Source organism: Flavobacterium sp. AC267, from assembly GCF_979258715.1.
In genome coordinates, this window is sequence record NZ_OZ409875.1 from 326,413 (window position 1) to 353,052 (window position 26,640).

The 26,640-nt window shown below is 31.1% G+C and carries 21 protein-coding genes and 5 pseudogenes; 1 reads left to right on the forward strand and 25 read right to left on the reverse strand.

Annotated features, from left to right (window positions below):
* Positions 1-7 precede the first annotated feature (7 nt).
* The 18 genes and pseudogenes from ACZZ95_RS01790 to ACZZ95_RS01875 form a co-directional block, all read right to left on the reverse strand.
* The gene (locus ACZZ95_RS01790) at positions 8-175 is read right to left on the reverse strand and encodes a glycosyltransferase family 2 protein (protein WP_463467801.1); all 168 of its coding nucleotides are present in this window, start codon (positions 173-175) and stop codon (positions 8-10) included.
* Positions 175-396 carry a hypothetical protein gene (locus ACZZ95_RS01795; RefSeq protein ID WP_463467802.1) on the reverse strand — a complete coding sequence of 74 codons (222 nt, stop codon included), beginning with the start codon at positions 394-396 and terminating at the stop codon, positions 175-177. The genes ACZZ95_RS01790 and ACZZ95_RS01795 overlap by 1 nt, the downstream gene beginning before the upstream one ends.
* The gene (locus ACZZ95_RS01800; protein WP_463467803.1) at positions 371-832 is read right to left on the reverse strand and encodes an LbetaH domain-containing protein; all 462 of its coding nucleotides are present in this window, start codon (positions 830-832) and stop codon (positions 371-373) included. Before ACZZ95_RS01800 ends, ACZZ95_RS01795 begins: the two co-directional genes overlap by 26 nt.
* A gap of 50 nt (positions 833-882) precedes the next feature.
* Complete coding sequence (locus ACZZ95_RS01805) at positions 883-1,962, reverse strand: glycosyltransferase (RefSeq protein ID WP_463467804.1); 1,080 nt, start codon at positions 1,960-1,962, stop codon at positions 883-885.
* Positions 1,947-2,771, reverse strand: a complete 825-nt coding sequence (locus ACZZ95_RS01810) for a lipid II flippase MurJ (RefSeq protein WP_463467805.1) — start codon at positions 2,769-2,771, stop codon at positions 1,947-1,949. Before ACZZ95_RS01810 ends, ACZZ95_RS01805 begins: the two co-directional genes overlap by 16 nt.
* Positions 2,735-3,460, reverse strand: a complete 726-nt coding sequence (locus tag ACZZ95_RS01815; RefSeq protein WP_463471609.1) for a lipid II flippase MurJ — start codon at positions 3,458-3,460, stop codon at positions 2,735-2,737. The genes ACZZ95_RS01810 and ACZZ95_RS01815 overlap by 37 nt, the downstream gene beginning before the upstream one ends.
* Before the next feature lie 11 nt (positions 3,461-3,471).
* Positions 3,472-4,545, reverse strand: coding sequence for a lipopolysaccharide biosynthesis protein (locus ACZZ95_RS01820; protein WP_463467806.1), 1,074 nt, complete (start codon positions 4,543-4,545; stop codon positions 3,472-3,474).
* Positions 4,546-4,553: 8 nt separating this feature from the next.
* Positions 4,554-6,977 (reverse strand): annotated as a pseudogene (locus ACZZ95_RS01825) (SLBB domain-containing protein).
* Between the two features lie 4 nt (positions 6,978-6,981).
* Entirely contained in the window at positions 6,982-8,028 is a 1,047-nt protein-coding gene (gene rfbB / locus ACZZ95_RS01830) for a dTDP-glucose 4,6-dehydratase (protein WP_463467807.1), read from the reverse strand.
* Between the two features lie 15 nt (positions 8,029-8,043).
* A complete protein-coding gene (locus ACZZ95_RS01835; RefSeq protein WP_463467808.1) occupies positions 8,044-9,048 on the reverse strand; it encodes a mannose-1-phosphate guanylyltransferase in 1,005 nt (334 codons plus the stop codon).
* Between the two features lie 28 nt (positions 9,049-9,076).
* Positions 9,077-10,366, reverse strand: a complete 1,290-nt coding sequence (locus tag ACZZ95_RS01840) for a nucleotide sugar dehydrogenase (protein ID WP_463467809.1) — start codon at positions 10,364-10,366, stop codon at positions 9,077-9,079.
* 279 nt (positions 10,367-10,645) lie between these two features.
* A complete protein-coding gene (locus ACZZ95_RS01845; protein WP_463467810.1) occupies positions 10,646-11,110 on the reverse strand; it encodes a UpxY family transcription antiterminator in 465 nt (154 codons plus the stop codon).
* A 79-nt stretch (positions 11,111-11,189) separates the two neighbouring features.
* Positions 11,190-12,581: pseudogene (locus ACZZ95_RS01850) on the reverse strand (UDP-glucose 6-dehydrogenase).
* Positions 12,582-12,607: 26 nt separating this feature from the next.
* Positions 12,608-13,592 (reverse strand): annotated as a pseudogene (locus tag ACZZ95_RS01855) (SDR family oxidoreductase).
* 10 nt (positions 13,593-13,602) lie between these two features.
* Positions 13,603-16,051, reverse strand: a pseudogene (locus ACZZ95_RS01860) (polysaccharide biosynthesis tyrosine autokinase).
* A gap of 14 nt (positions 16,052-16,065) precedes the next feature.
* Positions 16,066-16,860 (reverse strand): polysaccharide biosynthesis/export family protein, encoded by a 795-nt coding sequence (locus ACZZ95_RS01865; RefSeq protein WP_463467811.1) that lies wholly within the window; start codon positions 16,858-16,860, stop codon positions 16,066-16,068.
* A 69-nt stretch (positions 16,861-16,929) separates the two neighbouring features.
* Positions 16,930-17,550 carry a recombination mediator RecR gene (recR, locus tag ACZZ95_RS01870; RefSeq protein WP_463467812.1) on the reverse strand — a complete coding sequence of 207 codons (621 nt, stop codon included), beginning with the start codon at positions 17,548-17,550 and terminating at the stop codon, positions 16,930-16,932.
* Between the two features lie 131 nt (positions 17,551-17,681).
* Entirely contained in the window at positions 17,682-18,047 is a 366-nt protein-coding gene (locus tag ACZZ95_RS01875) for a CoA-binding protein (RefSeq protein WP_095952353.1), read from the reverse strand.
* A 154-nt stretch (positions 18,048-18,201) separates the two neighbouring features.
* Here ACZZ95_RS01875 and ACZZ95_RS01880 point away from each other — a divergent pair, with 154 nt between their 5' ends.
* Positions 18,202-18,831: a MarC family NAAT transporter gene (locus ACZZ95_RS01880; protein WP_463467813.1), complete on the forward strand. Its 630-nt coding sequence runs from the start codon at positions 18,202-18,204 to the stop codon at positions 18,829-18,831.
* 79 nt (positions 18,832-18,910) lie between these two features.
* On the opposite strand, the gene ctlX is transcribed toward ACZZ95_RS01880, so the two are convergent.
* From ctlX to ACZZ95_RS01915, 7 genes and pseudogenes are all read right to left on the reverse strand, one after another.
* Positions 18,911-19,846: a citrulline utilization hydrolase CtlX gene (gene ctlX / locus ACZZ95_RS01885; RefSeq protein WP_463467814.1), complete on the reverse strand. Its 936-nt coding sequence runs from the start codon at positions 19,844-19,846 to the stop codon at positions 18,911-18,913.
* Between the two features lie 91 nt (positions 19,847-19,937).
* The gene (locus ACZZ95_RS01890; RefSeq protein WP_463467815.1) at positions 19,938-20,852 is read right to left on the reverse strand and encodes a dimethylarginine dimethylaminohydrolase family protein; all 915 of its coding nucleotides are present in this window, start codon (positions 20,850-20,852) and stop codon (positions 19,938-19,940) included.
* A 63-nt stretch (positions 20,853-20,915) separates the two neighbouring features.
* Complete coding sequence (locus ACZZ95_RS01895; protein WP_463467816.1) at positions 20,916-22,193, reverse strand: citrate synthase; 1,278 nt, start codon at positions 22,191-22,193, stop codon at positions 20,916-20,918.
* A 154-nt stretch (positions 22,194-22,347) separates the two neighbouring features.
* Positions 22,348-23,641: pseudogene (eno, locus tag ACZZ95_RS01900) on the reverse strand (phosphopyruvate hydratase).
* A 101-nt stretch (positions 23,642-23,742) separates the two neighbouring features.
* Positions 23,743-24,861, reverse strand: coding sequence for a glutamine-hydrolyzing carbamoyl-phosphate synthase small subunit (gene carA / locus ACZZ95_RS01905; protein ID WP_463467817.1), 1,119 nt, complete (start codon positions 24,859-24,861; stop codon positions 23,743-23,745).
* A 244-nt stretch (positions 24,862-25,105) separates the two neighbouring features.
* Complete coding sequence (gene rplQ / locus ACZZ95_RS01910; protein WP_463467818.1) at positions 25,106-25,597, reverse strand: 50S ribosomal protein L17; 492 nt, start codon at positions 25,595-25,597, stop codon at positions 25,106-25,108.
* Between the two features lie 36 nt (positions 25,598-25,633).
* A complete protein-coding gene (locus ACZZ95_RS01915) occupies positions 25,634-26,626 on the reverse strand; it encodes a DNA-directed RNA polymerase subunit alpha (protein ID WP_463467819.1) in 993 nt (330 codons plus the stop codon).
* Positions 26,627-26,640 lie beyond the last annotated feature (14 nt).

Sequence of the window (26,640 nt, forward strand, 5' to 3'; positions counted from 1 at the left end):
TATTAGCTTAACCTTTGGAAAGTTTGTTTTTTATATACTCTTGCGAACCGTCGGTTGAAGCATTATCAACAATGATAATTTCAAAGTCAATCAACTTGGTATGTTGATATATAGAGTGAACACAATTAGCCGTTATCTCTCTAGTGTTATAGTTTACTATGATTATAGAAACCATTAAATTTTGTTTTTAATTAAATTAATTGTATATTGATCCAAGGTGTTATAAAACACCTCAACATTTTCCATTATTACTTTTAAGTCAATCTCTTTCAAATTAAGTGCATTTCGTTGTTCTATTACAGTTTCAGAAATTCTCCATTTTATAAATTTTGCAGGATTACCACCCACAATCGAAAATGGCGGAACATCTTTAGTTACAACACTTCCTGCTTGCAATTATAGAGCCTTTTCCTAATTTTACACCAGACAAAATGATTACATTATTCCCAATCCAAACCTCATCCTCTACAATGACAGGTCCTTTTGTACCCGCATCTTCTTCTGAAAATTCCTCTAAAAAATGTGCTTTTATTGGGTAAGTAGTAAATTTATCAATTTGATGATTTCCTCCCAATATGAATACAACATTAGAAGCAATACTTACAAAATTTCCAATAACTAATTTCTCATTTTTATTCTCAAACGATTCAACATTAATTTCACCATAAGAATATTTCCCAGCAGTTATTATTTTAGGATTTTTAACGTTTATCGAAAGTGTCGTAGAATTATGTTTATTAATTGCTCTCCATTGGACCATCTGCATTCTTCTTTTTAAATTCCAGATGAATTCTACTCTAAGAAGATTTATTAATTTTAAATACTTAATCATAGTCTATATATAATATTTAACTTTAGTTAAGATTTTGCAAAATAATTTTATTAAGCTCTCCACAAATTTTTTTTCCAATAAAAATTATTATAAGCATATTCCTGTATTTTTTCACAGTTATGCTCGAGTTTCGTGGAGTCTTCTACCATTTCGATAATTTGTGTTGTTAAACAATCATAATCACCAACATTGAATAACGTCCCTAATTTTCCATTTGAAGTAACATCAATTGCGGATGAAAAGTTTGGAGAAATCAAACTACAACCCGATTTAATGGCTTCTAGAAAAACTAGTGGAAAAGCTTCCATAGGAGAAGTCAATGCAAATATTTTTGCTCTATCGTATTTCGTTTGCAATATATCTCTATCTGTAATGTTACCACTAAACATTACCCTAGATATTAAATTTGGATTTTCCTTAAAATAATCATCAATATACTTATTAAATCCTTCCTCAATAGGCCCAACTAACTCTAATTTCCAATCTTCATTTTTTTGTGCAAAATCTCTAAATGATTTTAGTAATTCTTCATTATTTTTTTCTTTACTACCAATTCTACCTACTGTTAAAATTATATTTTCTTTAGAACTAAACTTAACTTTGTTTTTAGTGTTATAATATCCGTTTGGAATATAATTTAAAATACCGTCAAATAACTTTTTAGTATTTAAATAACTATGCAAGGTTTTTGTTTCAACACTTAAAATATCGATTTTCTTTAATATATAAACTAATCTTTTACTTAATCCTTTATTTTTTATAGAATCATTAGCATCAAATTTTAAATAAGTAACATTCTTAGAAAATGTAATATTTTTTAAAATTTTAAAAAACATTAAATAAATAATACTTTCTCTTGAAATATGATAACACTGGACAATTTCGTACTTTCTAAAATTCAACAATATATACCAACATACATCAAGTATTTCGTTATTAAATTTTTTACTAATAAAAAGATGTTCTAACCCTTTTACATCGCTTTCTATATAAGGATACTCTCCATTTTTAAAGCTAGCAAGTGTCGAATAATATCCAAATTCTTTATGGAGAACATAAGGAATCATACCTACATCTTTTATCAAATGAACATTTGAAGTCTTAGGAAAAATAGTTAAAAATTTCGGCATTTTTCTTTAAATTTTATAATGTACTTATAAACAACATTCTTCTCGTCCAAATCAAAAAGATATAACGACCCAATAATAAGAATTGTAACAAGAATTAGATTACTTAAAATATGAAGAAATGGGTTAATACTATCATTAATTATTTTATTAATGAAAAAGACTATTACAGCTGTTAAAACAAGAATACTGACATATTTAAAAAATACTACGATAATGGTTTTTGATTTGTAAGGAAAATTATAGGCCATTATTAAACCAATAATAAAATGAGAAATAAATAATGAAATTGGAAACATATAAATTCCCACACTTGAAACAAGTGTCAAGTTTAATAAAATAGAAATAATTTGCGCACATACTCCTAAAAAAGCATACTTCTTACTGTCATTAGAAGACAACAGAGCCATTCCAAAAATTACATAAATAAAAACAGCTAATATGCTCCAACTATAATAAATCGTTAATTGACTTATTTCAAATAACATATTATGTGGAATTTTACCTTTATCAAAAAAGATATAAACAAAAGATAATGAACATGAAGTAAATATTGGAATTACAAAACACAATAAAAGAATTCCTAATTGTAAAATTTCCATGAAATTTGCAGTAAATTCTTTAGGCTTTTTTTCAATAAACTTTGAAGACAGTACAGGTACTAGCATAGTTACAAGCACACTTGTTAAAACACTCGTAAAAATATCAGTAAATTTTCTCGAATAATCAAGTACCGATACATATCCAATTCCTAAAGTACTAACTAAAGTCTTTTCTAAAACCGCTGATATTTGACCAAAGGAATATGGCAAGAAAAAAGGAAGAGCGAAAAGAAAAAAATCTTAAAATCATTAAACTTTATACTAGAATAAGAAAAAATTGAAATCTTCAATTTTTTTATTTGCAAAATTAATAATAGAAGTAAGAGTATTGCTCCAATGTAATAAGATAAAACTAAAGAATATATTCCAATGTATGGTGCAAGAAAAATTAGTAGAAATAAATTTATAATTGAAGTAACAAATCCTGTTATTTCTGGCACAAAAAAAGATTCATAGGCATTTAATACACTAGTGGCTATCGCAGAAAGCTGAGTAATCAACAATATTGGTGCGACAATCAAAATCATTGTGATTAGCTTGTCATATTGAATTCCCGAATATGTAGGAGCAATAATCTTAGCTAACAACTGAGGAAAAATAAGAATAAAACAAACTAATCCTGTAGAGATTATTAAAGTAAAAAAAAGTAGTGATTTTGTTTTTGTTAGCGCTTCATTTTCTCCACTTTCACCACGCAAAAAAATGAATTTCGATCGAAAAGTTTCATTTATAGGCCCCCAAATTGCCATATCTAAAAACAAAACAACAGATAGAGCTAGTAACCATACGTCTTTCTCTAAGCTTACGCCAAAATATTTTGCGGTAAGAGATAAATTTAAAATCCCAACTAGTAACTTTACAATTCTTATTAAAAAAGTAAACTTGTATTCCTTTTCAATATATTTAAATTTTAAATTTCAGTCTCGTTTAAAATTCGTCGAAATACAAGAATAAAAACGGCTAAAAATCCTGATAAGATTCCCCCTAATAAAATACCTTTTAATTTTCCGAACTTTTCCTTAGCTAATGGTAAAATTGGTTTATCAATTACCTGAATTAGCGGAGTTTCTTTGCGTAAAGTAACCTTTGCTAGTTCAGCCTGTTTGACTAACTCTGTTAAAATGGCCGTATTAGCCTGAACGTCAACTTGTCTTCTAGCAGAAGGCGCTCGACGTATATTTAGTGCAGGATTTAGATTGAAAGTATTATCGTTTGCAATTGCAACACCAGTGATTGCTCCATTAAGCTCACCACGTATCGAATCAACTTGATGCTCTAGAATATCCATATTCATTCGAGCTTTTTTACTCTTAGTCTCTATATAAAATTTTCCTACTTGCTTAGCTAAAGCTTCGCAAAAGAATTTGGCGAATAATTCATTTTCAGATGTAACATCAATACTTATTATAGATGCTTTTTTATCTTTTTGCAAAACCGACAAACTTGACTTAGATAGGTCATTATACATCGCTCCTAATATACTATCTTGGACCCTTGAAAAGTTTTTGCGATTAACATTTGGGAGAAACTGGACTTTGTTTAAAGATGGTTTATCAGACCAATTTTTTCTCCATTTATTATTTGCAATATACATTTCAGCTATTGAAATTTCTTTGCCGTCAAATACAACTGGGGATAAAAGGGTTTTCTCAACCATTGATCTTGATTTAAACAATTCTGTTAAGTTAGAGCCAGCAAATACGCCTCCTCCACTTCCACCTAAATCTAAACCAAAGGAACTTGCCAAACCTAAAGCACTTCCTAATCCGCCACCTCCAGATTTCTCATCCTCTAGTGCAAAAGACAATGTTGCTGTATAAATAGGTTTTTTTAAAAATGCATAGGTTAGTCCGAGTCCTCCGCCAATAAATCCAGCAAAAACGATAATTTTCCATTTGGAAAGCAAAAAATGAGACCATTCTCTAATTTTTTGAATTAATTCTATAAACGAGATTCCATCGCTTTCAATCTTATTTTTCTCCATTTAAGATATTATTTAAAGGCTGTAATAATTAATAAAGCTAAACTAGAAATCACACTTCCTATACCAACCCATTCGCCTGTAGTCATCTTTTTTCTATCTGGTTTTTCTGGTACTACAATTTGTGAATCAGGTTGCACTTTAGGATAAGATCTAAAAAATAAAAATGAAGTTGTTACATCAGCTTTTCCATTTGGATAAATTATATATGCTTTTTTCTTCCATCCTTTATTATCAACACCTCCAACTGCATTAATGTAGTATTTAAAGCCTTTACCGCTTCTATATGGAATTTCAGAAGTCAATAAAACATTTCCTGTTACTTTAACCCCCTCATTATAAACAGCAACTTCAATTTCATCACCTGGAAATAATGTAACATTAGAAAAATGATTTTTATCTTTTACGATTTTTTCCCAATTTACTGGAATTGTTGCATATTTTAAATCCTCTTTCAATTTCTTAGCTAGCTTACCTTTTAAAGTATCATTTTTAGAAATATTTAAATCAAATCTTTCTAATGTCTCAATCTGTTCTTGTTTTATTGGTCGCTTAATTTTCATTCCATCCAGGTTAGCAATAGATGTTAAACCGCCTGCTCTCATTACTACATTGTAAACAGTTTCTTTTTTGTTAGCTAGAACATATTTACCAGGATATGCAACAGATCCACTTACAATCACCATTTCAGGCCTTTCATAAACTGCCATGCGGCGAATGTTAATAACATCGAAAGGTTTTAGAATAAAATTTTTAATTTGTTCATTATTATCTGCTGTAATCTCAAGTTCAATTAATTCTATTCGCTTCGGATCAGCATCATCAATGGCATCTGACTTTATCATTCTCGCAATTTCAACTCTTTTAGAAGCAGAACCAGTTAATCCTCCCACTTGAACAACCAAATCATTTAATGTTAGATTCTCAAAATATTCGTATTCTCCAGGATTTTTCACTTCTCCATCAATCGTTACTTTATACTCTTCTCTAAAATCTAATATAGAATATACTGTAACAATGTCTTCACGTTTTAAAACTATATCTGCATTTAAATCACCCGATAAAGTCGCTCCTAAATCTAAATTTACAATTTCAGTAGTTAAATCTGTTTTTAGACGAATTATTCTTGCCCTCTTACTATAGGCATCTTCTTTTAAACCTTCAGCTCTGGTGATAAGATCTGAAATACGCATTCCTTCTGAGAACGAATAATAATCAGGTCTAAATACAGCTCCCTCAATTTTAATACGGTTTTCAAAACGATTCAATATTTTCGTTACTCTAAAAACATCACCAGATTGAGGCTGATATGAACTATATTCACTTTCATTTATATCATGAACTTTAAATTCTTTTCCCGTTTTTTGCAATACATTTACAGAAGCTGTGTAAGCAAACTCATTAAATCCTGAAGCGAAATTTAATAAATCGGAGAATTTTTCTCCATTTTTCATTTCAAAAACTCCAGGCCTTTTTACTTCTCCTTCAACAGTAACTCTCTGGCTGTAAGCTGGAATCCTGATGACATCATTTTCTTTTATACTAACATTATCAGACTGATCTCCTTTTACTAAAAATCGATAAATATCAATATTTTTATAAACCTTATTATTTCGAATCAATTCAATATTTCTGTAACTTCCATTCTTTCCTGGCCCACCCGCTAAGTGCAAAGCATTATAAACTGTTGCTAACGAAGAGATTGAATAGTTACCTGGCTGTTTTCCTCCAACTACAGTAATCTTTATTGTTCGAATTTTACCTAAACTCACACTTACCTGTGACTGACCTGATCTAACTGTACTATAAACTTTTGCTATTGTTGCTTTTATTTTTTGTGTTGCGACTTCTATTGTCATTCCTGAAACAGTGATTTGACCAACATATTCAATAGAAATTTTTCCTTCAACACTAACTGGTAGATTTCCATTATACTCTTGTACGCCATACACAGTAACTTGAATTTCATCTCCAGGTCCCAAAACATAATTCATTGGAGTCGCCATTTTTAAGTCTGGTTCAAAATTAAGAGTTGGATTATCAAAAAGCTCAGATCCAAAAATAAGCGCATTTGTTGAGTCTTTTACTTTGAAATTTTCGATCTTTTCCTGTTTTCTTCCAGAATCAGAATCTTTATCGACAGCTTTTTCATCAATTTTTTTTGTCCCTGAATTTTTTTCTGATATTCATTAAGTTTAACTTTCAATTTGTTGAAATTAGCTTGATTCATCCCTTTTGATAATGCCATTGCTTCAACTTGATCAATTGTTGCATTATTGCTTTTTAGTCGCACTAATTTTAGCCAAATCATCATCAGATAAATAATCTACATTGACTGTACTTAAATCTTTAGACTTCATTATGTCCTGCGCTTTAACACTTAAAGACATAGTAAGTGTTAAAAACAAAAAAAGAACGTATGTTATTTTTTTCATATATTTATGAATATTGTTTTTTATAATAATCTTTGTAGGTACCAGAAGTCACATTTTGCAACCATTCCGAATTGCTTAAATACCAATTAATAGTTTTTTCTAACCCTTCTTCAAAAGTTACGGAAGGTTTCCATCCTAATTCTGTATTAATTTTCGAAGCATCTATTGCATAACGCAAATCATGTCCCGGCCTGTCTTTTACATAAGTAATTAGTTTCTCCGAAGTACTTTTCTCTCTGCCTAATTTTTCATCCATTATTCCGCATAACAACTTAACCAAGTCAATGTTTTTCCATTCATTAAAACCTCCAATATTGTAAGTTTCATGATTTTTACCTTCATGAAAAACTAGATCTATCGCTATAGCATGATCTTCAACAAAAAGCCAATCACGTGTATAATTTCCATCTCCATAAACTGGTAATGGTTTGTTATTTATTATATTGTTAATAAAAAGAGGAATCAATTTTTCAGGAAAATGATATGAACCATAATTATTAGAACAGTTGCTTAAAACATAAGGCAGTCCATAAGTTTCTCCATAAGCCCTAACAAAGTGATCAGAACTTGCCTTAGATGCAGAATAAGGCGAATTTGGATCATAAGGGGTTGTTTCCGTAAATAATCCTTCATTTCCTAGTGAACCATAAACTTCATCTGTACTTATATGATAGAAACGTTTCCCTTCAAAATCTCCTTTCCAATGATTTTTAGTCGCATTTAACAAATTCATAGTCCCAATAACATTTGTTTTTACAAACGCTAATGGATCTTCAATTGAACGATCCACATGTGATTCAGTCGCTAAGTGCAAAACACCATCAAAATTCTGAGTTGCAAAAAGCTCATTTATAAAATTCTCATCAACGATATCACCTTTGACAAAAGTATAATTAGAATTATTTTCAATATCTTTTATATTCTCTAAATTCCCTGCATATGTCAAAGCATCTAAATTGAATATTTGATAGTCAGGATATTTATTTACAAAACGTCTAACGACATGAGATCCAATAAAACCAGCCCCACCGGTTATAAGAATTTTTTTCATTCTTAAATTATTATTTTAATTTAATAAATCTGAATTTATTTTTTCTAACTCACTGTAAATGTCTTTTACATCTTGTGAGTTTTCTTTTTGCAATATTAAGTTAGCACTATCAGTATAAACAAAAATAGTATTTTTTAATCCTAGAAAAGTTGTATGTTTTCCTGAACCAATAACCATATTACCGTTTTGATCAGTAGGATGTCCTTTGGAAACCAAATAATCATAAACCGATTCAAACGAACCTAAATCTGACCATGCGAAGGTCGCAGGAACTACTTTTATTTTTTTACTGCGCTCCATAACAGCATAATCTACACTAATCGATGGAATTTGTAATGACAACTCTAAATCTAAAAACCCTTCTTTAGAAGCTTCCCAAACTGCTTTTGATTTCTCATATACATCTGGTTGAAATATTTTTAATTCATCTAAAAGAACTCCAGCTTTGAAACAAAACATTCCACTGTTCCATAAAAAATTGCCTCTTGCTATAAATTCTTTAGCAGTAGTTTCATTTGGTTTTTCACGAAATGATAATACTTTATCGCCTTTTGATTCTATATAACCATAACCAGTTTCTGGTTTGGTTGGAATAATCCCGAAAGTAACGATATAACCATCCTTTGCTTTAGAAATTGCTTCCTGGATAGCATTATTATAATCATCCATTTTATCAATAATATGATCGGATGGAGTTATAATTAAAATATCATCAGGATTAGATGCGAAAGCCGCAAAAGCAATTGCTATTGCAGTATTTCTTGGAGTAGCTTCAACTATGTTTAAATAAGAAGTATTGGTTTTATCCATTACTTTGCCACTCAAATGATGATTGTCGACATTTCCTACAACCATTACGTTATCAGCTAAATGACTATTACGTTCAACAGTCATTTCAAAAAGTGACTTAGCTTCAAATATTTCTAGATATTGTTTTGGCTGACTTTTACGAGAAAGAGGCCATAATCTGCTTCCCACACCGCCAGTCAAAATTACATGAGTAATCTTATTATTTTCCATTGTTTTTAAATTAAAAAGGGTGTAAGTATTATAATCTGTTATCAGCTATAGCACCTAAAACTCCTTTGACATCATATAATAAACTATTTTCATTTTGCAATTCTGAAAAATCCATCTTTAAAAATTCTTTATGTGCTACCCCTAATACTATAGCATCAAATTTTTCTTTTGGAACAGAATTTATAATTTCTAATTTATATTCCTTTTTAACTTCTTCAATATTTGCTAAAGGATCATATAATGTAACATTTATACCATATTCTTTTAATGCTCTTATTACATCAACTATTTTTGTATTCCTAACATCTGGGCAATTTTCTTTAAAAGTGATTCCAAGCATCAGCAAATTTGCTCCATTTACTGAAACACCTTTTTTAATCATTAACTTCACTATCTGGGAAGCCACATATTCTCCCATGCTGTCATTCAAACGTCTTCCTGCCAAAATTATTTCAGGATGATATCCAAATTCTTGTGCTCTTTGTGCTAAATAATACGGATCGACACCGATACAATGTCCACCAACAAGACCTGGTTTAAAAGGCAAGAAATTCCATTTTGTTGATCCGACCTCTAAAACTTCTTGTGTATCAATATTCATTAAGTTGAATATTTTAGCCAATTCGTTTACAAAAGCAATATTGATATCACGTTGTGAATTTTCAATAACTTTCGTCGCTTCAGCTACTTTAATACTTGGTGCAAGGTGAGTTCCCGCTGTAATGACTGATTTATATAATTCATCAACCTTTAAACCGATTTCTGGAGTTGAACCAGAAGTAACTTTTAAAATTTTTTCGACAGTATGCTCTTTATCTCCCGGATTTATTCTTTCTGGTGAATATCCTGCAAAAAAATCTTCATTAAATATCAGACCTGAAACTCGTTCTAAAACTGGCACGCACTGTTCTTCTGTAACACCTGGATACACTGTAGATTCATAAATAACAATATCTCCCTTTTTCAAAACCTTTCCAACAGTCTCACTAGACTTGTATAAAGGAGTTAAATCTGGTCTATTATTTTTATCGACTGGTGTCGGAACAGTAACTATATAATAATTACATTCTTCAATATCGCTTAATGATGTTGTACAATATAATCCTTTTTCGTCACTAGGATTTATAATTAAAACCTTTTGTAAAACATCATCTTCAACTTCTAAAGTTGAGTCAGTTCCAGATTTTAAAGAATTAACTCTTGATTCGTTAATATCGAATCCAATAACTGAATATTTTGTAGCAAACAATCGAGCTAAAGGCAATCCTACATAGCCTAAACCAATAACCGCAATTTTTACTTTTTTTTCTAATTCCATTCTTTCAATTTATTTAGGTCATTAAAATTCACGGCTTCGCCGTTCCAAGTCCCAATATTCGGACTCAGCTACCTAAATTAATCATTTTCGGCAAATATAATACAATAACTCTACTTTTTCAATACGGTTTCCCGTAATAACACAAAAAACAGTTATTAATAAAAAACACTAAAACACAATATGTTATTAATCAGGGTGTAAATAATTACTTTATAAAAAAACAGAAGAAAAAAATCTAAAAAAGACTTTCTCTTCTGTTAATTTCATTGAATAACGCAATTATTTATACTTTATTTTCAAAACACATCCTAAAGTTTCTAATACTAGAATATAATAATTGTTGGATATTTCTTGTACAATTGCATTTTGATTACTAAATGCTCCCGACTCTAATTTAATTTTGTCTCCAACCTGTATCGTTGAAACTGATACATCACTTATATTAGGCGCTTTAAGACTGCTTTTTATAACTTCAATTTCCTGATCTTTAACTATTGCTGGTTTTCCAAGCCAAAACAAATACCTTACAACCCCTGAAACTTGAAAAACCGAATTCCTCTCTGAATCTGGTATTTGAACAAAAACGTAAGAATTAAAAAGAGGCACTTCAATTTTTTTCTTCCTATCTGACCATTGTTTAACTTGGGTAATTAATGGACAGTAGCTTTCAATTCCTAATTGACTCAGTTTATCTGCAACTTTCTTTTCCCATTTAGGTTTTGTATAAACTACGTACCAATTCATTTTTCTATTTATAACGAAGTAAAACTTTTTACTACTTCACATTAATCACTTCAATTTATTCACTTCCGCAGAAAACAATTTAAGAACCTATATTGGAGTAAACAAAACCAATTGATTCTAATTGTTTACCATCCAAAATATTTCTTCCATCAAAAACGAAAGCGGGCTTATGCATTGAATCGTAAATCTTTTTCCAATCGTAACTCGTAAATTCGTCCCATTCAGTTAGTATTGCAATTGCATGAGATCCAGCGCAAGCCTCATAAGCATTTTCAAAAACATTTAAAGAGTTAATATTCTCTTGACTTATTCTTGTTTCTAAATAATCTAAATCAGACAGCATTTTATTTCTCGAAACTTTCGGATCATAAACTGAGATCTTAGCTTGCTCATTAATTAAGTCATCTGCAACATAAATTGCGAGCAGATTCTCTGGTATCATTTGTGTCTTTTTTAAAGGCCCAACCTAAAAATGTAATTTTTTTATCTGCAACTGTATTATATAAGGTTTGAACAATTTTATTTGAAAATCTTCTTTTTGATGATCATTCATAATAATAACTTGCTCCCAATAATCGGCAACTTCATTCAATCCATATGATTTTGCGATGTAAACCAAATTTAAGATATCCTTCTGGAAACATGAACCTCCAAAACCAACCGACGCTTTAAGGAATTTTGATCCAATTCTACTATCCATTCCAATAGCTCTAGCTACTTCAGTTACATTAGCACCCGTTTTTTCACACAATTCAGACATTGCGTTAATTGATGAAATTCGTCGCGCTAAAAATGCATTTGCAGTTAGCTTAGACAACTCTGACGACCAAACATTTGTTGTCAAAATTTTATCTTTATTCACCCAGTTTGCATAAACATCAACTAGTGAATTAATTGCTTCTTGACCTTCTGGAGTTGTATCTCCTCCTATTAAAATTCTGTCAGGATTCAATAAATCTGTAACTGCTGTTCCTTCAGCTAAAAATTCTGGGTTCGATAAAATCTGAAATTGAACTCCATTTCCTGTATTATCCAAAATACTTTTAATTGCTTCTGCAGTTCGAACAGGTAAAGTTGATTTTTCTACTACGATTTTATTTTGTTCTGCAACTCTCGCAATTTGTCTGGCACATAATTCAATATATTTTAAATCTGCCGCCATTCCTTTTCCTTTTCCATACGTTTTTGTTGGGGTATTTACCGAAATAAATATCATCTGCGCCTCGTCGATTGCTTTATCTACATCTGTAGAAAAAAACAAGTTTCGATCTCTTGCTTCAGATACAATATCAGAAAGTCCCGGCTCATAAATTGGAATATTTTCAGGATTAGGATCGTTCCAGTCAGCTATTCTTTGTTCATTTAAATCAACAACCGTAACTTGAATATGTGGACATTTTTGAGCAATAACCGCCATTGTCGGCCCACCAACATATCCTGCACCAATGCGACAAATTTTTGTAATTTTCATTTGATCTGTTATTATCTTGATCTTATTTATTTTAAATTCTCCCAATACCATCCAACAGCTTCTTTCAATCCAGCTTGTAAGGAATATTTTGGATCATAACCTAGTATATTTTTTGCTTTTTCGATGCTGGCTAATGAATGAGGAATATCTCCCACCCTATTTTCTCCATAAACAACTTGGACATCATTTATTTTTGAATCAAATTCAGACAAATATTGTTTTAAATATTTAACCAAATCATTTAATGTATTTCGATCTCCAAATGCAGTGTTGTAAACAGAATTTACAGCCGCTGGATTTTGACAAGTCATCGCTAATTCATTCATTTGAATCACATTATCAATGTAAGTAAAATCACGAGAATAATTTCCGTCTCCATTAATTACAGGACTTTCATAATTCATGAACTGCTTTACAAATTTTGGTATTACAGCAAGCATATGCTCCATTAGGATCTTGCTTCCTTCCAAAAACATTAAAATAACGCAATCCTATAGTTTCTAATCCGTATGTTTTACTGAAAATTTCAGCATATAATTCGTTTACATATTTAGTTATAGCATAAGGCGACAAAGGCTTTCCAATAACTTCTTCTACTTTTGGAAGTCCTTGTGAATCTCCATAAGTTGAAGAACTCGCCGCATAAACGAAACGTTTTACTTTAGCATCTCGAGTCGCAATAAGCATGTTTAAAAAACCAGAAACATTTACATCATTTGTAGTAATAGGATCTTTTATTGATCGAGGAACAGAACCTAAAGTCGCCTGATGTAAAACATAATCTACTCCTTCAGCGACCAGAACACAATCATCTAGATTTCTAATATCTCCTTCTATTAATTTAAAATCAGGGTTGTTTAAAAAATCTTTCAAATTATGGCGATGACCTGTAGAAAAATTATCCAAACAAATTACTTTATGTCCTAATCCTAAAAAATATTCAGTCAAATTAGAACCAATAAATCCAGCTCCTCCAGTAATTAAAATTATATTTTTTGATGTGTTTTCCATTTGTGAAAGATTAGCTTCTTTTAAATCTATTTAAAAGTGTTTTCCAAAATCCTAATTTAACTTCTTCCTCATGATAACCGTTTGAATAAGCTCCGTAACCATAGCCATAGCCATAAGCTGTACCGTATTTCGCTTTGTTCTCGTAACCATTCAGTACAATACTGACATTACTTAGCTCACCGCGTTTAAGTCTGGTATTTAACAACGTTATCATTTCTTTTTTGGTATAATTTTGTCTTACGATATATAGCGTAACATCTGCAAATTGAACCAATTCTAATGAATCGGCAACTAAGCCAACAGGCGGTGTATCCAAAATTATATAATCGTATTTCTCTTTTAATTCATCTATTAATTCCTTCATCGCATCACTTAAAATAAGTTCCGAAGGATTTGGAGGAATAGGACCTGAAAGAATTATATCTAAATTTGGAATTGGAGTTGAGTTGGTAATTTCCTCCAAAGTATTTTGCCTGATTAAATAATTAACAACTCCTAAAGATGTTGTTAATTCAAACTCATCTGCTAATCTAGGCTTTCGTAAGTCTAAACCAACAATGACTGTTTTCTTTTCGCTTAAAGCAAAAACAGTTGCAATATTTATCGAGCAAAATGTTTTTCCTTCCCCACTGATTGAAGAAGTAATCATCAATGTTTTTGATCCGCTGACTTGTTGCTTTTTATATAAAAATTGAAGAGAAGAACGTATGCCTCTAAAGGCTTCAGAAAGAGCTGACTTAGGTTTATCGAAAACAGCGAGACTTCTTAAATCCTTATTCACACCGATTACTCCCAATAAAGGTATTTGAGTCAATTTACTTATATCATCGGTATTCTGAATAGAATTATTAATAAAGAAAATTGCAAAGACAAATAGTAAAGGAATTAAAGTTCCTAAAAATAAAGCCAGAATATAATTTGCAGAAGTCTTTGGGCCAATTAAACCGTCTCCAATATCTTTTGCAGGATCAATAAAATGAATATCTGATAAATTTGAAGCTTTTACAATTTCTGCCTCGTTTCTCTTTTGAAGAAACTCCGTATAAATATTATCATTTAAATCATATTTTCTTTTAATTTTCAACAATTCCTGCTGTTCTGCAGGTAGTTTTCGAACTGTGCTCTCTGCTTGCCCTATTTTTGCATTTACCAGAGACAAATCATAAAGTAACGATGTTTTTGCTGTTGTAATATTCTCTTGAAGAACGTTCTTGACAGCCTCCATTTGATTGTCAAAATCTTTAAATATTTTTTCGCTTTTTACAGCATAAGCCATTTCAGATCTTTGAGTTGAAAGTGCTATTAACTTTGAGACACTTGCAACAATGTTTGGATCTTCAATTCCCGCTACCGAAGGAGCCGGCAGTCTAGAATAATCATTACTACTGCTTAAATACGATTTTAATGAATTGTAATAGGCTATTTTACGGGTTACTTCATCTTTTTCAACATCAAAATTCATTATTTTATCAGAAACTTTAGCACCGCCGTCTTCTATTTGAAAAATATTTTTGTCTTTTTGAAAAGATTTTAGCTCGTTGCCTGTTTGCTTTAGTCGCGATTCCATTGCAACTAAAGTACTATCAATAAATCTAATCGTATTTGTTGCAAACTGATTTTTACCATCTAGCTGTATTTTAATAAGCATTTTTACAGTAGAATTCAAATACTCTACCATTCTTGCTTTATTGGTTCCCTGCATTGATAAAGTCAGTAATGATCCTCCTCCTTTATCCCCTTCGACATTTATTCCTCTGTATCTAGAAGCGGTTCCATCAAAATCATTAAATTTTACAAAATATTCTTTTCCCTTGTAGAAACCTGGATTATCTGTTATTTGTAGTGTCCAGTTTAAAAAAGGCAGAGTAACGTGTTCTCCTACTTTATATCTTTTTGAAAAAGTTCCGAGTTGTACAGATGTATTACTGTAAGTTTTAGAACTATACGTAATTAGTGAAACTGAATTATTTTCAAAAGGAATTTCAATTTGATATTCGCTTTCACTCAAAAATTTAATTTTTATTAATGCATTGGCTAGCTGTCCTTTTGATTTATCAATATTTACATAAAAAGGCACAGCACCATACGAATCAATTAAATTATATTTTCCCTGTTCTAAATAATCAATATAAAACTGCAGTTTATCCACAACTAGTTCGTTGTGAGATCGTGATTTTAAAATTGTTGAAATTCCATTAACTTGATCTGAAATTCCACCCCAATTAAAAACTAAACTCGTATTAGAAGTAAAAAACGGATTGCTTTCTTCTTTTATAGAAATCATGGTCTGCATTCCGTAAATTTTTTTCTTTACGAATGTTTACTTGGTAAGCAATTGTAAATGCAATAATCAAACTGATTAAAAACCATTTCCAGTAGCTGATAATCTTCAACAAAAGCCCCTTAAAATCAAAATTGGAATGATTTTCAAAAATGGAAAAATCTTTAATATCTAGCATTTTCTAAATCTGATTTAATTTTTTATAATAAGATAAACTGTCGTTGCTAAAGATAATAATGTAATTATTGTACCAATAGACTGGATACCAGTTTGACCGGTTCCCCATGTTTTTTGTCTCAATGGTTTTACATATATATAATCGTTTGGCTGTAAATAATAATAAGGAGACTTCATTACATTTACATCTGTAAGATCAATATCATTCATTTGAACACCTGTTGGCGTTTGACGAATTATAGTTACAGCTTTTCGATTACCAACTGTAGTAATATCTCCAGCATTAGCAATTGCTTCTAAAATAGTAACATTATCTTTAAATAAAGTTTTTGTTCCTGTACTTCCAACTTCTCCATTAATTGTATATCTAAAACCTGCCAGTTTTACAGTAACAAAAATATTTGCTTCACTTTTAAAATACTCTTCTAATAATTTTTTTTCAATTTTTACACGAACCTCTTCAAGTGTATAACCAATTACATTTATTTCGCCTAAAATTGGCATTCTAATATTTCCGTGATCATCAACTGTAAAACCATCAAAATAAAGACCAGATTCAGACTTACCTGTTTCAGCTCCTTCTGTATTTGTTGTATTAAAAATAGAAACTAATTTGGGATCAATTGCTTTTATGTTTATACTTAAAACATCATTAACTTGTAATCTATATGGTTTGGATTCTACTGCCGCAATAGAATTTTGCTCGCTTGAAGTACTTTTATCTTGAAGATAAACTAAATCTTTAATCGGAATACAAGATGTAAATAATACCGAGATTAATAAAAATAGATAAAAGCTGTTTTTTGTCATTAGTTTAATTTTATGCAAATATAGTTTTTCCTTTAATGCTTGGAAAATCGAACTTATTTGGGGTTTTAGTTAATTATTTTTAAATGTTTTTTCGAAAGGAACCCTATGCAGAATACTTCTTCCTAATGTTATTTCATCTGCATATTCTAATTCGTCACCAACAGATATTCCTCTTGCAATTGTTGAGATTATAATATTTGAATCTCCTATTTGCTTATAAATATAGAAATTAGTGGTATCGCCTTCCATTGTTGAACTTAGGGCAAAAATAATCTCAACCACTTTCCCTGATTTTACTTTTTCTACCAAAGTTGAAATATTGAGCTGATTAGGCCCCACTCCTTCAATTGGCGAAATCTTCCCACCAAGAACATGGTAAATACCTTTAAATTGGCCTGTATTTTCGATTGCCATTACATCTCTAATATCTTCAACCACACATATAGTCTCATGATTCCTCAAAGCATTAGCGCAGATTTCACAGATTTTAGTATCCGAAATATTATGACAGCTTTCACAAAATTTAATATCTTCCCGCATATTTAATAATGCTTGAGACAAAAAAGAAGTTTGTTCTTTAGGTCGCTTAAGCAGATGAAGAACCAATCGAAGTGCTGTACGCTTACCAATACCAGGCAATTGCGACATTTCGTTAACCGCTTTTTCAATTAATTTTGATGAAAATTCCATGACGACAAAAGTAATACTTTTAATGATTTAGCCTGCATACGATTGATTAAATTCACAATGAATAAAATTCACTGATTAAATAAAATCTCATCAATCGAATGCAGGCTAAACTATTTAATAAAAAACAGTATTTAATATTGATTTGTAGCTAATAAAACCAAAGTACACGCCACTTCTACCTCAATATTATTCAACTCTAACAATTGATATAATTGCGGATTTTCGGTACCTGGATTAAAAATCACTCTTTTAGGCTGTGCCTCTATAATATAATTGTAATAATCACGCTGATTATTCGGATTTAGATATAATGTTACTGTATCTATATTTTTTACGGGAATGGCTTTTGTGTGAATTTTTACACCTGCAACTTCTCCCGTTTGTTGTCCAATTGCAATTACAGTATGTCCTTTTTGAGTCAGGGCATTTATAGCTCTAAAAGCATAACGATCTGGTCTTGTAGTAGCACCAAGAAGTAAGGTTTTTTTGTTTTTCATAATAATAAATATATGGTACAAAAGTAATCAAAAGTGCTGGTTTAAATTGTTTTATTAATTTAGAATATTAACTGTAAAAAAATAATATCCTCTTTTTAATTTATCATGCGGCTATTAAAATTTGATTATTTTTACCTCACTAACCAATTTTTATATGGATTTATTTATTTACCTATTTGCGACTCTTTTTTCAGTCTTAAACCCTATTGGCACTGTGCCTATTTTTGTTGGATTAACACAGCACGATTCACAAAAAGAACGTTCAAGAATTTCGTTATGGACAGCAATAAACGTCTTTATTATATTATTAGTTTCTTATTTTATAGGTCAATATGTTTTGACTTTTTTCGGAATCAGCATTGATGCGCTTAGAATTGCCGGCGGTATTGTAATTGTAAATTCAGGATTTTCACTGCTTTCTGGCAAATTCAATAAAAAACGAGGAATTAACAAAAAAATAGAAAATGAAGTACAACAAAGAAATGATATTGCACTCACTCCTTTAGCTATACCAATGCTGGCGGGACCAGGCTCAATGTCCTTACTAATTGCATTTTATCAAGAACATCACGAGATTGAAGAAATTATTTTTTCTTGTCTTGCGATTTTAGCAATTGCTGTTGCAATTTTTGTAATTCTAAAAAGCGCTCATTATTTAGCTAGAATTTTAGGTGCTTCGGGTATTGTTGCAATTTCCAGAATTGTTGGCTTTATAGTTATTTCTATCGGAATTCAATATATTGTAAGCTCGCTAGTAAATATTATTAAAGGAAATTTAATGTAAGATATATGTTTGTAAATAAGAAAAGGGATAAAATCTAATTTTTGATTTTATCCCTTTTCTTATTTATATTTTTCATTTTTTAACTTCTAGGCAAAAAGACCTCGGCCATCATGCATCTCGCACTTCCGCCTCCGCAGGCTTCAATTGTATCAAGACTTGAACTTATAATTTCAGCGTGATTTTCTAACTGGGCAATTTGTTTCGCAGTTAAACTTTGATGCGCAGATGCACTCATTACAAGATATCGCTTATCATCTTTCCCTCGAACCTCTAACATATTTCCAGCGAAATTATTTACTTGAGCCTCGGTAATTAAAATGATTTCTTTTTGATCAGCTTTAAGATTATCCAAAACCATTTTGCGTTCCTTTTTATCATCAATACAATCTGCACAGATAACAGCAAAAGTTTCACCTAAACACATCATTACATTTGTATGATAAATAAGCTTACGCTCGCCATCAACTGTTTGAAAAGCTTCAAAAATAACTGGAGCATAATCAAAATCTTCGCAAAACTCTATAAACAATTCTTCATCTGCTCTTGGAGACAATGCACAATACGCTTTTCCATTTGCTCTATCCAACAACAAACTTCCTGTTCCTTCCAAGAAAATCCCATCTTCCTCTGCAGATGTATAATCCATTATATTAGAAATCTCAAATCCTTTTTCTTCCAAAGTATCCAAAATATCTTCACGACGTTCCTGACGACGATTTTCTGCAAACATTGGATAGAGAGCTACATCTCCATTTTCGTGAAATGAAACCCAATTATTTGGAAAAATACTATCTGGCGTATCTGTTTCTAAAGAATCTTCAATCACAGTAACATCAACACCAACAGCTCTAAGTTTTTCAACAAAAGTATCAAACTCCTGTTGTGCTTTAGCATTTACAGTACTTGGCAATAAACCGTCTAATACTTTTTGGTAATAATTATTTACAGCCGTCTGCTCATTCATTCGAAAAGCAACTGGCCGAATCATTACAATTGCATTTGTTGTTTGTTTCATTTTATATGTTTTTTTGTTTCAAGTTTTAAGTTTCAGGTTTCACGTCTTGTAAAAAACTTGAAACCTGAAACTTGAAACCCAAAAACTATTTTTAGTCTCTAATTAATGGTAAAGTTGAACATCTCAACAAACCTTCTTGTTTTGCAATTTCTGCATACGGAATTTCCTCTACAGTAAATCCTTTTGAACGAAGCCAATTATTTAATCGGGTGAAATTTTTCTCAGAAACAACAACATCTTTGTCAATCGAAAAGACATTTGAGAACATATTGTACATTTCTTCTCTTTCGATATGAAACAAATTTTCTTTACCAAAAAGATTAACTAAATACAAATAGTCTGCTTCTTCACGAAAACCCCTTTTGTAAATAATTCCTTTATCCTTTCCAACCGGTTGAAAACAACAATCTAAATGCAGTGCATTATCTCTAGCTTCTAATTTCGATTTAACCAAATCAAATTCCTTGACAATTTTATTAGGAAATAATTCTTTAATAAAATTGACACCGTGCATATTTGTTCTTGCCGTTATATAATCTTTATAATCACTTCCTTTGTAAGTACCTATAAAAATATGATCATTCCAAAGCATTACATCACCACCTTCGATATGAACTTCTTCTGGCGGACGCACAACTTTTAAAGGATCTATTTGATCTATTACATATTGAATTGCATCCAATTCACGTTCACGATCTGGTAAAATATTCGATTTTATAAAAATATCATCAATTACAAATCCAATATCTCTTGCAAAGATCTGATTGTAGTTTTCTATCAATTCAGGGCGATAAACAGTTACATCATACTTTTGAAAAACAGTATTAAAAGCATCCATTTCAGCAACCATATCTTTTTCGATTGGATATGTTCCTGCTTTAATATGTTCCAACGACTTAGGATCATAGGCTTCTTCTAATGAAGGAGTTGGCCCATTATGAACGGCAGAACCCAAAACTACAGCACGTAATCTTGACGTTTCGTTCTTTACATTTAATTGCAACATAACTTTATTATATTTTGGACAAAGATAAAAAAAGCTTTACAGTTAAGTAAAGCTTTAGTTTTTTTATTTGTTAGACTTAAAGTCTCTTAAAGGATGTCCAGTATAAATTTGTCTTGGTCTTCCAATTGGCTCTTTGTTTTCACGCATTTCTTTCCATTGTGCAATCCAGCCTGGCAATCTTCCAATTGCAAACATAACAGTAAACATATCAGTTGGAATTCCTAACGCTCTATAAATGATTCCAGAGTAGAAATCAACGTTTGGATATAAATTTCTTGATTTGAAATAATCATCTTCAAGAGTCGCAGTTTCTAGTTTTTTAGCAATTTCTAAAATTGGATCTTCAACACCTAAAGTTTCTAAAACTTCTTTAGTCGCTTTTTTGATGATTCTTGCTCTTGGATCGAAGTTTTTATAAACTCTATGACCGAATCCCATTAAACGGAAAGGATCATTTTTGTCTTTTGCTTTCGCTAAAAACTTATCAGTATCACCACCGTCTTTATTAATTTCCTCAAGCATTTCAAGTACCGCTTGGTTTGCACCTCCATGAAGAGGCCCCCAAAGAGCAGAAACACCCGCAGAAACTGAAGCAAATAAACCTGCATGTGAAGAACCTACCATTCTAACAGTAGAAGTTGAACAGTTTTGTTCGTGATCTGCATGAAGAATAAATAGTTTATCTAAAGCATTTACAATTACTGGATTTGCTGAGTAAGGCCCTGTAGGCAATTTAAACATTAATTGCATAAAGCTCTCTACATATCCTTTTGTATTATCGTAATAATTTAATGGATACCCCATTGACTTTCTATAAGTCCATGTAGCAATTACAAGAAATTTAGCCATTGTTTTACAAATAGCTTCATACATTTCTTTTTCGTTATCAACATTTACCGCTTTTGGATTAAATGCCGTTAAAGCACTTGTTAAAGCAGATAAGACTCCCATTGGATGAGCTGTTTTTGGAAAACCATCAATGATATTTTTCATTTCTTCGTTTACCAAAGAATGTTTTTTAATACCATTTTCAAAATCTTCTAATTGTGCGGCAGTAGGCAACTCTCCAAAAATCAAAAGATATGAAACTTCTAAGAAACTAGCTTTTTCAGCCAAATCTTCAATTGAATATCCTCTGTAACGTAAAATTCCTAATTCTCCATCTAGGAAAGTGATTTCGCTTGTACAAGATCCAGAGTTTTTATAACCCGGATCAATTGTAATAAAACCAGTTAAATCACGTAATTTGTTAATATCGATAGCTGATTCGTTTTCGCTTCCTGTGATTACTGGAAGTTCAATCTTTTTACCATCTATTTCTAATGTAGCTATTTTTGACATAATATCTTGGAAATAATTCTTTAAATAATAATTTACCAAATCTAATGAATTTAAGACTAATTAAAAAAAGAATACTACTATGAATTTGTTAAAACTCCAAAAAAAAACCATCTGCAAATACAGATGGTTTCTTTTCAATATATAATTTTTACAATTATTTGATTTTAAAAGCGTTTAAACCAGGGAAATAAGCAGTGCTTCCTAATTCTTCTTCTATTCTCAATAATTGGTTGTATTTAGCCATACGATCTGAACGAGAAGCAGAACCTGTTTTAATTTGACCACAGTTTAAAGCAACAGCTAAATCTGCAATTGTATTATCTTCAGTTTCTCCAGAACGGTGAGACATTACAGATGTATAACCAGCGTTTTTAGCCATATTTACAGCAAGCAATAGTTTCTGTTAAAGTACCAATTTGGTTTACTTTTACAAGGATTGAGTTAGCAATTCCTTTTTCAATACCAGTTGACAAACGAGCAACATTAGTAACAAATAAATCATCACCTACTAATTGTACTTTATTTCCAATTTTTTCAGTTAAATATTTCCATCCGTCCCAGTCATCTTCGTACATACCATCTTCAATAGAGATAATTGGATATTTAGCAGCAAGTTCAGCTAAATAATCAGCTTGCTCCTCAGAAGTTCTGATTTTTCCAGTTTCTCCTTCAAATTTAGTATAATCGTATTTTCCGTTTACATAAAATTCAGAAGCGAGACAGTCAAGAGCAATCATAATTTCGTCACCGAAAGTATATCCTGCTTTTTCAACTGCAAGTTTGATAGTATCTAAAGCATCTTCAGTACCACCAGCCAAATTTGGAGCAAAACCTCCTTCGTCACCAACAGCTGTACTTAAACCTCTGTCATGTAATACTTTTTTCAAACTGTGGAAAATTTCAGTTCCCATTTGCATAGCATGTGTAAAAGAAGTTGCTTTTACTGGGAAAATCATAAACTCTTGAAATGCAATTGGAGCATCAGAGTGAGAACCACCGTTAATGATGTTCATCATTGGAACTGGCAATGTATTAGCAGACACACCACCTACATATCTGTATAATGGTAAGCCTAGTTCATTAGCAGCGACTTTGGCAGTGACTAAAGAAACACCTAAAATTGCATTAGCTCCTAATTTAGATTTGTTTGGAGTTCCGTCTAAATCAATCATTAACTGATCGATTGTATTTTGTTCGAAAACAGAAGTTCCAACTAATTCTTCAGCAATAACAGTATTTACATTATTCACTGCATTCAAAACTCCTTTTCCAAGATAAGCTTTACCTCCATCACGTAATTCAACAGCTTCATGCTCTCCGGTTGATGCTCCAGATGGAACAGCCGCTCTACCTAAAACTCCATTTTCAGTTATTACATCAACTTCAATAGTAGGATTACCTCTAGAATCAAGAATTTGTCTTGCGTGAACTTTAATTATAATACTCATTATTTTTGTTTTTTATTAATAAATTCTATTTTTTTTTCGAAATTATAAAAATATTTAATACTATAAACGGATTCTAATTATTAAACACCTTTATTTATTAACTATATCGTTTTAGACTCAGCTAGTTTAATATTCTCTACAAACTGATCGAACAAATAGGACGAATCGTGTGGTCCAGGACTAGCTTCTGGATGGTATTGAACTGAGAAACAATTCTTATTTTTCATACGCATTCCCGCAACAGTATCATCATTTAAATGTATGTGTGTAAGTTCTAACTCAGGATGTCCTACTAAAGCTTCTCTTTTAACAGCAAATCCGTGATTTTGAGATGTAATTTCACCTTTACCTGTAAGAAGATTTTTCACAGGATGATTAATACCTCTGTGTCCACCAAACATTTTATAAGTTTTTACACCATTCGCAAGTGCAATTACCTGATGACCTAAACAGATACCAAATAAAGGCTTATCATCCGCTATAATTCTCTTAGCAACTTCGATTGCACCAAAAAGCGGATCAGGATCCCCAGGTCCATTTGACAAGAAATAACCATCTGGATTAAATGCTGTTAAATCTTCATAGGTAGAATCGTATGGAAAAACCTTGATGTAACAATCTCTTTTGGCAAGATTTCTTAAGATATTCTTTTTAATACCCAGGTCTAAAGCCGAAATTTTATAAGTCGCATTTTCATCACCAACAAAATAAGGCTCTTTTGTAGATACTTTAGAAGCTAGCTCTAATCCTTCCATGTCTGGAACATTAGCCAATTCTTTCTTTAAATCTTCAATAGAAGTTCCATCTGTACAAATAACAGCGTTCATTGCACCATTATCGCGAATGTAACTAACTAGAGCTCTTGTATCAACATCAGAGATACAAATTAAATTTTGCTTAGCAAAATAATCCTCCAAACTTCCTGAAGCACCTTCTCTTGAATAGTTAAAGCTAAAATTTTTACAAACTAAACCAGCTATTTTTACACTTTCTGATTCAATTTCTAAATCGTTTATACCATAATTCCCAATGTGCGGATTAGTAGTAACCATAATTTGTCCAAAATAAGAAGGATCTGTAAAGATCTCTTGATATCCTGTCATTCCTGTATTAAAACAAACTTCACCAAAAGTTTTACCGCTAATTCCGATAGATTTTCCGTGAAAAATTGTTCCATCACTAAGTAATAAAATGGCGCTTTTTCGTGTTGTGTATTTCATTATTTAATTTGTATTGTTTTTTTATCAAGTTTAAAACCATAACAATGGTTATAAATGTAATTAGATATTATGCAAATTTACTTCTTTAAAGAAGCGCTTCCAAGATTTTTTAAAACTTTCATTAATAAAAATAAAACCTAATATTCTAAATAAGTTACATTTCTACAGGTTTAAAAAAATCAAAAAAAAGGATAAACTAAAAATTAGTTTATCCTTGATTTCTATAGAATCATTACTTTCATAATTATTCAGAAGCTTCAGTAGTCGTTTCTGATTCAGCGACTGGAGCTTCAGGAGTTGTCTCCTCCGCTTTTTTTGCTTTACCACCACGACGGCTTTTAGCTTTTTTAACTTCTTTTTTACCACCATTGTAAAGTTCATTGAAATCTACAAGTTCGATCATTGCCATATCAGCATTATCTCCCAAACGATTTCCAACTTTAATGATACGAGTGTATCCACCTGGACGGTCACCAACTTTAGCGACTACATCTCTGAACAAGTCAGTTACAGCATATTTGCTACGTAAGTAAGCAAAAACAATACGACGATTGTGAGTCGTATCTTCTTTTGATTTTGTGATTAAAGGCTCAACGAATTGTTTAAGCGCTTTAGCCTTAGCAACAGTAGTGTTAATACGTTTGTGCTCAATAAGAGAACAAGCCATATTAGCCAACATAGCTTTTCTATGTCCAGTCTGTCTGCTTAAGTGATTGAATTTTTTTCCGTGTCTCATTGCTATTTTAAATTTAATCCGCCTAGGCGGATTGAATTATTCTTTATCTAATTTGTATTTAGCTAAGTCCATTCCGAAAGTTAAATTCTTAACAGCTACAAGTTCATCTAGCTCAGTTAAAGATTTTTTACCAAAATTACGGAATTTCATTAAGTCATTTTTATTGAACGATACTAAATCACCAAGTGTATCAACTTCAGCCGCTTTCAAGCAATTTAATGCTCTCACAGATAAATCCATATCAACAAGCTTAGTTTTAAGCAATTGTCTCATATGCAATGACTCTTCATCATACGATTCTGTTTGTGCAATTTCGTCAGCCTCAAGTGTAATTCTTTCATCAGAAAACAACATGAAATGGTGAATTAAAACTTTAGCGACTTCAGTAAGAGCATCTTTTGGATTAATAGATCCATCAGTTTTAATTTCAAAAACCAATTTTTCGTAATCTGTTTTTTGCTCTACACGGAAATTTTCGATTGCATATTTTACATTTTTTACCGGAGTAAAAATAGAATCTGTAAAAATCGTTCCAATTGCGACATTTTGTTTTTTGTTCTCCTCAGCAGGAACGTATCCTCTACCTTTTTCGATTGTTAAATCGAAGTTCAATTTGATTTTAGAATCTAAATTACAGATAACAAGGTCTGGATTCAAAACTTGAAAACCTGAGATAAATTTTTGAAAATCACCTGCTGTTAATTGATCTTTACCAGAAACAGAAATAGTAACTGATTCATTATCGATATCTTCAATTTGACGTTTGAAACGTACTTGTTTCAGATTAAGGATAATTTCGGTAACATCTTCAACAACACCTGAAATAGTAGAAAACTCATGATCTACACCTTCGATACGAACAGATGTAATTGCATAACCTTCTAATGCTGAAAGCAAAACTCTTCTAAGTGCATTACCAACTGTCAATCCGTAACCAGGTTCTAAAGGTCTAAATTCGAATTTACCTTCAAAATCGGTTGAATCGATCATGATAACTTTATCGGGCTTTTGAAAATTAAATATTGCCATAAATTTCGACTAAG

Coding starts and splice junctions, on each gene's coding strand:
- carA (WP_463467817.1), bottom strand. CDS start 24,861: ATGAAATACACAACACGAAAAAGCGCCATTTTATTACTTAGTGATGGA.
- ACZZ95_RS01840 (WP_463467809.1), bottom strand. CDS start 10,366: ATGGAATTAGAAAAAAAAGTAAAAATTGCGGTTATTGGTTTAGGCTAT.
- ACZZ95_RS01915 (WP_463467819.1), bottom strand. CDS start 26,626: ATGGCAATATTTAATTTTCAAAAGCCCGATAAAGTTATCATGATCGAT.
- ACZZ95_RS01800 (WP_463467803.1), bottom strand. CDS start 832: ATGATTAAGTATTTAAAATTAATAAATCTTCTTAGAGTAGAATTCATC.
- ACZZ95_RS01895 (WP_463467816.1), bottom strand. CDS start 22,193: ATGTCAAAAATAGCTACATTAGAAATAGATGGTAAAAAGATTGAACTT.
- ACZZ95_RS01890 (WP_463467815.1), bottom strand. CDS start 20,852: ATGTTGCAATTAAATGTAAAGAACGAAACGTCAAGATTACGTGCTGTA.
- rplQ (WP_463467818.1), bottom strand. CDS start 25,597: ATGAGACACGGAAAAAAATTCAATCACTTAAGCAGACAGACTGGACAT.
- ACZZ95_RS01865 (WP_463467811.1), bottom strand. CDS start 16,860: ATGACAAAAAACAGCTTTTATCTATTTTTATTAATCTCGGTATTATTT.
- ACZZ95_RS01880 (WP_463467813.1), top strand. CDS start 18,202: ATGGATTTATTTATTTACCTATTTGCGACTCTTTTTTCAGTCTTAAAC.
- ACZZ95_RS01790 (WP_463467801.1), bottom strand. CDS start 175: ATGGTTTCTATAATCATAGTAAACTATAACACTAGAGAGATAACGGCT.
- ACZZ95_RS01835 (WP_463467808.1), bottom strand. CDS start 9,048: ATGGAAAATAATAAGATTACTCATGTAATTTTGACTGGCGGTGTGGGA.
- ACZZ95_RS01820 (WP_463467806.1), bottom strand. CDS start 4,545: ATGGAGAAAAATAAGATTGAAAGCGATGGAATCTCGTTTATAGAATTA.
- ACZZ95_RS01875 (WP_095952353.1), bottom strand. CDS start 18,047: ATGAAAAACAAAAAAACCTTACTTCTTGGTGCTACTACAAGACCAGAT.
- ctlX (WP_463467814.1), bottom strand. CDS start 19,846: ATGAAACAAACAACAAATGCAATTGTAATGATTCGGCCAGTTGCTTTT.
- recR (WP_463467812.1), bottom strand. CDS start 17,550: ATGGAATTTTCATCAAAATTAATTGAAAAAGCGGTTAACGAAATGTCG.
- ACZZ95_RS01845 (WP_463467810.1), bottom strand. CDS start 11,110: ATGAATTGGTACGTAGTTTATACAAAACCTAAATGGGAAAAGAAAGTT.
- rfbB (WP_463467807.1), bottom strand. CDS start 8,028: ATGAAAAAAATTCTTATAACCGGTGGGGCTGGTTTTATTGGATCTCAT.
- ACZZ95_RS01805 (WP_463467804.1), bottom strand. CDS start 1,962: ATGCCGAAATTTTTAACTATTTTTCCTAAGACTTCAAATGTTCATTTG.